This is a genomic window from Propioniciclava sp. (assembly GCF_029977985.1).
Classification (GTDB): Bacteria; Actinomycetota; Actinomycetes; order Propionibacteriales; family Propionibacteriaceae; genus Propioniciclava.
Genome location: NZ_JARKOT010000167.1, coordinates 1 through 7,562 on the forward strand (window position 1 = coordinate 1; position 7,562 = coordinate 7,562).

At 71.4% G+C, this 7,562-nt stretch carries 10 protein-coding genes; 2 read left to right on the forward strand and 8 right to left on the reverse strand.

All coding sequences use genetic code 11. The annotated features are described in order from the left end of the window. The 5 genes from Q1K57_RS10405 to Q1K57_RS10425 form a co-directional block, all read right to left on the reverse strand. Window positions 1-734: serine hydrolase (locus tag Q1K57_RS10405; protein WP_300082053.1), on the reverse strand; the 734-nt coding region annotated here is incomplete at its 3' end. A 23-nt stretch (window positions 735-757) separates the two neighbouring features. Then, the gene (locus Q1K57_RS10410) at window positions 758-1,249 is read right to left on the reverse strand and encodes a winged helix-turn-helix domain-containing protein (protein ID WP_300082056.1); all 492 of its coding nucleotides are present in this window, start codon (window positions 1,247-1,249) and stop codon (window positions 758-760) included. Between the two features lie 30 nt (window positions 1,250-1,279). Then, window positions 1,280-1,555 carry a nuclear transport factor 2 family protein gene (locus Q1K57_RS10415; RefSeq protein ID WP_300082059.1) on the reverse strand — a complete coding sequence of 92 codons (276 nt, stop codon included), beginning with the start codon at window positions 1,553-1,555 and terminating at the stop codon, window positions 1,280-1,282. After that, complete coding sequence (locus Q1K57_RS10420; RefSeq protein WP_300082062.1) at window positions 1,552-1,695, reverse strand: hypothetical protein; 144 nt, start codon at window positions 1,693-1,695, stop codon at window positions 1,552-1,554. Before Q1K57_RS10420 ends, Q1K57_RS10415 begins: the two co-directional genes overlap by 4 nt. Before the next feature lie 21 nt (window positions 1,696-1,716). After that, window positions 1,717-2,070 carry a cyclophilin-like fold protein gene (locus Q1K57_RS10425; RefSeq protein WP_300082063.1) on the reverse strand — a complete coding sequence of 118 codons (354 nt, stop codon included), beginning with the start codon at window positions 2,068-2,070 and terminating at the stop codon, window positions 1,717-1,719. Between the two features lie 583 nt (window positions 2,071-2,653). On the opposite strand from Q1K57_RS10425, the gene Q1K57_RS10430 reads away from it, so the two are divergent. Beyond that, on the forward strand, window positions 2,654-3,493 hold the full coding sequence (locus tag Q1K57_RS10430; protein WP_300082066.1) for an NAD-dependent protein deacetylase: 840 nt from the start codon (window positions 2,654-2,656) through the stop codon (window positions 3,491-3,493). 19 nt (window positions 3,494-3,512) lie between these two features. On the opposite strand, the gene Q1K57_RS10435 is transcribed toward Q1K57_RS10430, so the two are convergent. Then, entirely contained in the window at window positions 3,513-4,271 is a 759-nt protein-coding gene (locus Q1K57_RS10435; protein WP_300082069.1) for an amino acid ABC transporter ATP-binding protein, read from the reverse strand. Then, a complete protein-coding gene (locus Q1K57_RS10440; RefSeq protein ID WP_300082072.1) occupies window positions 4,268-5,719 on the reverse strand; it encodes an ABC transporter substrate-binding protein/permease in 1,452 nt (483 codons plus the stop codon). The genes Q1K57_RS10435 and Q1K57_RS10440 overlap by 4 nt, the downstream gene beginning before the upstream one ends. A 258-nt stretch (window positions 5,720-5,977) precedes the next feature. On the opposite strand from Q1K57_RS10440, the gene Q1K57_RS10445 reads away from it, so the two are divergent. After that, the gene (locus tag Q1K57_RS10445) at window positions 5,978-7,054 is read left to right on the forward strand and encodes a GNAT family N-acetyltransferase (RefSeq protein ID WP_300082075.1); all 1,077 of its coding nucleotides are present in this window, start codon (window positions 5,978-5,980) and stop codon (window positions 7,052-7,054) included. Window positions 7,055-7,129: 75 nt separating this feature from the next. Here Q1K57_RS10445 and Q1K57_RS10450 read toward each other — a convergent pair. After that, on the reverse strand, window positions 7,130-7,562 hold a 433-nt coding region (locus Q1K57_RS10450; protein WP_300082077.1), incomplete at its 5' end, for a M1 family aminopeptidase.

The window sequence follows — 7,562 nt, forward strand, 5'->3', positions numbered from 1 at the left end:
TCGGCCGGGCGGGCAACGGTGACGGTGGCCGTCATGCCCAACGGCGCGAACAGGCGCTCCTCCGCCAGCGCCGCCCACGTGGGGGCCTCCGCGGCCCGCGCGAGCGCATGACCCAGCAACGCCATGCCGAGGTTGGAGTACGCCTCGGTGCCCGGTCGCTCCAGCGCCGCGGCCCGGGCTGCGTCCGTCAGCTGCCCCACACCCCACGCCGGGTAGGGGTCGCTCGGCGACAGCGCCGACCGCAAGCCGCCCACCCCCTCCGGCAGGCGCGGCAGACCGGAGGTGTGCGTGGCCAGACTGACGAGCGTCACGCCACCAGCCGGGGTGCCGGCCAGCTCGGGAAGATAGGTCTCCAACGGGTCGTCGAGCGCCACGTCGCCGCGGGCGACGGCGTCGGCGAGCACGTGGCCCACGAAGACCTTGGTGATCGAGCCGAGCTCGAAAGGCGTGTCGGGGCTGGGCAGGGGGTCGCCGAAGCCGGCGAAGTCGGTGCGGTCGCCGTCGAGGCGCGCCACTGCCAGTTGGGTCAGGCCGCGGCCCTCCCCCACGATGGCGGCGACCTCAGCAACGAGCGCCTCGTCGCCCGCGGCCGCCGGCCCGAGCCGGGGGTTCGGGCCGATGAGGCCCGCCGCGAGGGCACCGACGAGCGCGAGGACGGCGACGATGAGGAAGTTGCGGGTGGTGTACCCCAGGGCGCCTGTCGTTCGGGCGGGAGGTGCATGCTGGGGGGACATGGGGGGCTCCTTCCGGAAGAGGGTCAGTCGCGGGCGGCGGCCACGACCGCGAGCAGGGGGACGACGCGCTGCGCCGGCACCCGGTAGCGGCCCCGGCCGGCCGATTGCAGCCAGCCCGCCGCGACGAGCTGGCGGAGGTGATGGTGGAGTTGGCCGGTGGTGCCGAGGTCGGCGTCGGCCGCGAGCTCGGCGGTGGTCTCGGTGCCGTGGAGCACCAGCTGGGCGAGCCGGAGCCGCACCGGGTGGGCCAGCGCGTCGAGCCGGGCAGCGACCTCGGCCCAGTCGGCGCCCAGGAGCGGCTCCACCGGCGCGCCGACCTGCCAGCGCACCGGGCCCGCAGCCAGGGCCGCGTGCCCGGCGTAGGCCACGACACCCTCGGGGTGGCGCTGCTCGAGCCCTTCGAGCATCCAGAAGTCAGGTGAGCGTTCCGGGCTGGGCGTGGCTTCTGCGGCCGCCTCCTCCCAACGCGCCACGGCAGCCTCCAGCGCGGTGAGCCGCTCCTCGATCGTCGCCATACTCCATAATTACGTATTTACGATCTTAGGTCAACCCGGGAGTGCGGCCTCCCCCGCGAGCGCGCGATCGACCGGGCCGGTGTCGGCGTACACGTGCTGGGTGACGAAGCGGCCGTCACGCACCGTGAAGACGCCGCAGCTCTGGATCTCGATGACCTGGCCGTCCGGCAGCGTCCAGATGCTCACGTCCTCGGAGACCACGACGCCGTCGTCGCCCTCCCAGACGTCGACGAGGCGGTGGGCGAGCGAGGCGATCCGGCCGAAAAGGCCGGCGAAGCGGGCCCGCAGCGCCGCGTGACCCGTCACCGCCGGGGCGTTGCCCGAGCGGAGGGTGATCCCGTCGGAGACCAGTAGGTGGCCATGGCGTCCAGGTCCTTGGCCTCCATGGCGGCGAAGTAGCCGGTGAGCAGGGCGATCGTGTCGTCACCGGCGCGGCTGAGGGTCATCGTGGCGTCCCGGCCGGCCGGTCAGGCACGCTCGATCCTCACGCGGGAGTCGTCGGGCAGACTCTCGACCGCGCCGACCTCGCCGTCGAAGCGCCCGAGCGGGACGATCCCCTCCCAGTACCCGACCTCGGCGTAGTAGAGCACGAGGTTGCCGAGCGGCGCGTAGTAGCCGATGTCACCGCGCCCGGGGGCAGCCCCGACCGGGGCGTCGGTGAGGTCGAGCGGGCGGGGCAGGGGCGCGATCTTCTCCACCTCGTGCAGGTCGGCGAACGTCAGTTCCAGCGGCAGTTGGTCGGCGAGGTCGCGCGCGGTCGGGCTGTCGGCCAGGGTCGCCGTGAGCTGTGCTGACCCCAGGGTGAATCGTATGTTGGTCATGGATGGCCCCGTCCGCGGTTCGAGGTGTCCACCCTAGACCGAGGCGGCCGTAGTCCCCCGGAACCAGCACAGGACATCCCCGGCCACTTCCGGCGCGGCTCGTGCAGGCGTCGCGTGCTGGGATGCGGAGTTCTCGAACGGCGCGTGACAGCTACGCCCCCATGCTCACCCCTCATGCTGGCCACCAGGAGCGCGTGTGCCCGAGGGGAGCCTCAGTGCTCAACGGGAGCCTCGGTGCCCAACGGGAGCGTCTGTGCCCAGGGGGAGCACTCCCTTTGGGCACACTCGCCCACCGTTGCAAGGGGAGGGATTGCGCCCAAGGGGAGCGCTCCCCGTCCGACGGGGAGCGTCTGCGCTCAAGGGGAGCGTGGATGCCGACGGGAGCAGGTGGGCGCGCAGGGGGGGCGTTGGCGTTACCTCGTGAGCGTGTCATCACTCCCGCCTGGGAGCTGACCTCCGCCGGATCCTCCGGATCCCAGCACACGAGCACGCCGGACCGCCGCAGACAGCGCTGCCGCTCCACCATCGCGTGCTGGTCGCGTGCTGGGATCAGGAGGGAACGGGGGGTGGGTAGGCTCACGGCGTGCCCGCACCCAAGCCGCAGCCGAGCGCCGCCGATCTCGAGCGGCTCGCCGGCGTCCTCGGCGGGCGCCGCTGGCTCGCCCTGACCGGCGCGGGCCTCTCGACCGACTCCGGCATCCCCGACTACCGCGGGCCTGACGCCCGCCCGACGCACCCGATCCAGTACGGCGACTTCGTGCGCCACGCCGACGCCCGCCGCCGTTACTGGGCCCGCTCGATGATGGGCTACCGCAGCTTCGGCGCGGCCGCCCCCAATCCGGGCCACCACGCACTGGCGGCGCTGGCCGCCCCCGTGGTCACCCAGAACGTCGACGGGCTGCACACCCTCGCCGGCTCCACAACCGTGATCGACCTGCACGGTCTGATCGAGCGCGTCGCGTGCTTGGATTGCGCGGAACTGACCACCCGCCTCGCCCTGCAGGAACGGCTGGAGGCGGCGAACCCCCACGTCACGGGCCGCATCCCCGCCGGTGACGCGGAGTTGCGCCCCGACGGGGACGCCGACATCCCCGACCCGGTCGACCTCACGGTCGTGCCGTGCGAGCGGTGCGGCGGTGTGCTGAAACCGGATGTGGTGTTCTTCGGCGAGAACGTTCCGCCCGACCGGGTCGAGCAGGCCTACGCCCTCGTCGAGGACGCCGAGGCCGTGCTCGTCGCCGGCTCGTCGCTGACCGTCATGTCGGGGCTCCGCTTCGCCCGGCACGCCGCAAAGACCGGCAAGCCGGTCGCGATCGTCAACCACGGGCGCACGCGCGCCGACGACCTCGCCGCCGTGCGCGTCGACGCCGGCACCTCCGAAACGCTCAGCGCGCTCGCCACCATGCTGGCCGCCGCGCACTGAGCGTTCCGCGCCGGCTGCCTCAGAGCACCTTGGCCAGGAAGTCGCGCGTGCGCTCCCGCTGCGGGTTCCCGAAGATCTCCTCGGGCGTGCCCTCCTCGGTGATGATGGAGTCGGCCATGAAGAGGATGCGGTCGGCCACCTCCCGGGCGAAGCCCATCTCGTGGGTGACGAGCACCATCGTCATGCCCTCGTCGGCCAGCTGCCGCATGACGGCCAGCACCTCGCCCACCATCTCGGGGTCGAGCGCGCTCGTCGCTTCGTCGAACAGCATGATCGACGGCTGCATGCACAGCGCCCGCGCGATGGCGACGCGCTGCTTCTGTCCACCGGACAGCTGAGCCGGACGCGCTTCCGCCTTGTCGGCGAGGCCGACCCGATCGAGCAGGCTGAGTGCCCGCGCGCGGATCTCGTCCCTGGAGCCCTTCCGCAGCGTCAGCGGGGCCATCATCACGTTCTCCAGCACCGTCTTGTGGGGGAAGAGGTTGAAGTGCTGGAAGACCATGCCGATGTGCTGGCGGACGTGGTCGAGGTTGGTGCCCTTGGCGACGAGATCGACGCCGTCGACCAGCACGTGGCCCTCGGTGACGTCCTCGAGCTTGTTGAGGCAGCGCAGCAGCGTGGACTTCCCGGCTCCCGACGGGCCGATGATGGCCACGACCTCGCCCTCGGCGATGTCGACGTCGACCTTGCTCAGGACGACCAGGTCGCCGTAGGCCTTCTTGAGGTCGCGGACCTCGATGACAGTGCGGCGCGGGGCCGTCTCGATCGTGGCGCTCATGCGTTCACCTTCTTGTCGATGCGGTTGGAAACGGTGGTCAGGAGCGCGATCACCACGAAGTAGATGGCGCCGACGAGCAGCCACATCTCGAACGATCTGAAGTTCGTCGCGATAATCTGCTGGCCCTGATACGTGAGCTCGGCGAAGCCGATGACGGCGAGCAGTGAGGTGTCCTTCAGGCTGATGACGAACTGGTTGATGAACGAGGGCGTCATCACCTTGATCGCCTGCGGGATCACCACCTTCCGCATCGACGTGAGGTACGGCAGGCCGAGCGACCGGGCGGCCTCGAGCTGGCCCGGATCGATGGACTGGATGCCGCCGCGCACGATCTCGGTCATGTAGGCGCCGGCGTTGAGGCTCAGGGTCAGCACGCCCGCCGTGAAGGCCGTCAGCGTGAGTCCGGTCGCCCGGGGCAGGCCGAAGTAGAAGAAGAAGACCTGGACGAGGATCGGCGTCCCCCGGAAGATCGCGACGTAGCCCGTCACGAGCGCGCGGACGACGGCGTTCCCCCCGACCTTCGCGAACCCGCACACGATGCCGATGGCCAGGGCCGCGACGATCGAGAGCGCCGTCGCAGCGAGCGTGAGGGCGAGGCCACGCAGGAGGGCGGGCAGGGCGTCCACGACCATCTGACCGAACCCGGACTGCGTTGCTGCCTCGGTGCTCAGGTAGTTGCCGACGATGGTGTCGTACTCCCCGCTGTCGCGCAGCGACTGCAGGCCCAGGTTGAACGCCTGCACGAACTCGGGGTTGGCCCCCTTGTTGACGGCGGCGCCGTACTGGCCGTTCGGGATCTTGTCGCCCAGCAGCTTCATCCCGTTGCCCTGGGCGATCGTGTAGGCGACGACCGGGTAATCCTCGATGTAGGCCGCGGCGTTGCCGCTGGTCACGTCGGCGATCATGTCGGAGGTCTGGCCGAACGCGGTGGTCCGGAAGCCGTACTGGTCGGCGACCGAGTTCGCGTAGTCGGCCCCGGCCGTGCCGGTCTTGACGGCCACCACCTTCCCGTCGAGATCCTCGAGCCCGGCGACCGTCGAACTCTCGGGCACTGCGAACTGCAGGCCGGTGTCGAAGTAGGGGTCGGTGAAATCGAAGACCTGCTTGCGGGCGTCGGTGATGGTCATGCCGGCGATGACGGCGTCCACCTGGTTGGCCTGCAGCGCCTGCAGGGCGGCGTCGAAGCCGAGCGAACGGACCTCGACCGTGAAGCCCTGGGCTTTCGCGATGGCGTTGATGAGGTCCATGTCGATGCCCACCATCTCGCCGCTGGTGGGGTCACGCATCTCGAAGGGGGCGTAGGTGGTGTCGGTCCCGATGACGTAGCTCTTGCCCTCCGCGGGCTTGGTGCTGTCTGCCTGCGCGGGCGCGACCACCCCGAGCGTGGCGACAAGCAGGGCGACGAGGGTGGCCCCGAGGCTGAGGAGAGGATGGGTGATGCTTCGCATGCTGTGTCCTGGGTGAGTGGTAGGGGATCGCATGCGCCGGCCGCGGCGGTGGCCACCACCGGCGTCGACGGCGACCACCCGCAGGAGCGGGAAACATCAGTGTGCGCCGGGCCCGCCCGGCCCGTGCCCCGTCTTGGGACGGTTAACGCAAGCGTTACCCCCAGCCAGGGATATGTCACACGTTTGACACATAGCGCCCTCTTGCGCAATCCACCGCCGCGCGGGCATCCTGTCAGGCTGCCTTGACGAAGGAGAACCATGATCCGGATCGAACGCATCCCGCACCCCGGCGATACGGACGCCGCCCCGCACCCCTGGCTCGTCGGTCTGTCTGCGGTGGACCACACGGTGAGCCGGGAGCAGTACGGGAACGACGACTTCAGCGACGACGTCGCCGCGCGCCAGGGCCGGCTCCGCGGCTCGGCGTACGCCCATCAGGACGCGTGGGTCGCCCTCGAGGGCGGTCGGGTCGTGGCCTACGCGTGGTGCCACCGCCCCCTCCGGGAGGACCGCGACGTCGGCAACATCGAGCTCGCCGTGCTGCCCGAGGCGCGCCGCCGCGGCCTCGGGGATGCGTTGATGACCACCCTCACCGAGTTCCTCTCCGCCGATGGCCGCGGCACCCTCATGGGCTTCACGTTCTCCCCCGCCGGCGCCGAGGGACCGGACGCTCTCGCCGCACGCTCGGGCACGGGCGCGGTCGACCCGCGCCTGCCCGGGAACGCGTTCGCCGTGCACCACGGCTTCACCCTGGAGCAGGTGGAGCGTCCGTCGACGCTCACCCTGTCGGCGGAGACTCTCCAGCGCGCCGACGCGTTGGGCCGGGCGGCGGCGTCCGTGGCCGGACCCGATTACGAACTGGTCGGCTGGGTCGGGCCGTGCCCCGACGACCTCGTCGACGGACTCGCCGACCTCGCCTCGCGCATGATCACGGACGTGCCCATGGCCGCTGAGCTGAACGACGTGCAGGTCTGGGACGCCGACCGCCTCCGCTCGGCGGAGGCGCGCAACGTGGAGATCGGCACGGCCTGGGTGACCGTCGCCGCCCGCCACATGCCGAGCGGCACGCTCGCCGCGTACACCGAGATCGAGTGGCCGCTTCACCACCCGGTCGGCACGTGGCAGGGGGACACCCTCGTCCGCGCCGACCATCGGGGCCGCCGGCTCGGCATGCTCATGAAGGCGGCGAACCTGCGTCGACTCTTGGACGCCAACCCCGCGGCCGAGCGCGTCCACACGTGGAACGCCGCCGAGAACAGCCACATGCTCGCCATCAACGACGCCCTCGGCTTCGTTCCGACCGGCCTGGAGGGGACGTGGCGCCGCCGCGGCTGAGCCGCCGGCGGCGCGTGGGCTGCCTCAGCCCGGCCAGCCGAGCGACGGGTCCAGCGCCGGGGCGTGAGGGTTGCCTCAGCCCGGCCAGCCGAGCGAGGGGTCCCGCGCGGGGGCGGCGTCCGCGGCGTACCAGGCGTGCCAGAAGGCGGTGAGATCGCGGCCCGTCCGGTCCTGGACGAAGGCGCGGAAGTCGGCGAACGAGCGCGCACCGGGCTCCTGGGCCCAGTCGTGGGCGAGGGCGAAGAACTCCTCGTCACCGATCAGGACACGCAGGGCCTGCAGCGCCGCGCCGCCACGCTCGTAGGTGGTGCCGAACATGTTGTCGACGCCGGGGTCGTCGATGGGAGCGGCCCAGAAGTCCGGCTCCATGCCCCAGACGTCGCGGAGTTCGTCGTCCATGCTCGCCCCGACGCGCCGCGCGACGACCTCGTTGGCGGCGAACGTGGCCCAGCCCTCGTTGTTGACGATGTCGGCCCACGTCGCGACGCGCACGTGGTCGCCGAACCAC

Excerpts from the sequence above, each read along its gene's own strand:
- Q1K57_RS10410 (WP_300082056.1), bottom strand. The coding sequence starts at position 1,249 with ATGGCGACGATCGAGGAGCGGCTCACCGCGCTGGAGGCTGCCGTGGCG.
- Q1K57_RS10420 (WP_300082062.1), bottom strand. The coding sequence starts at position 1,695 with ATGACCCTCAGCCGCGCCGGTGACGACACGATCGCCCTGCTCACCGGC.
- Q1K57_RS10425 (WP_300082063.1), bottom strand. The coding sequence starts at position 2,070 with ATGACCAACATACGATTCACCCTGGGGTCAGCACAGCTCACGGCGACC.
- Q1K57_RS10435 (WP_300082069.1), bottom strand. The coding sequence starts at position 4,271 with ATGAGCGCCACGATCGAGACGGCCCCGCGCCGCACTGTCATCGAGGTC.
- Q1K57_RS10440 (WP_300082072.1), bottom strand. The coding sequence starts at position 5,719 with ATGCGAAGCATCACCCATCCTCTCCTCAGCCTCGGGGCCACCCTCGTC.
- Q1K57_RS10445 (WP_300082075.1), top strand. The coding sequence starts at position 5,978 with ATGATCCGGATCGAACGCATCCCGCACCCCGGCGATACGGACGCCGCC.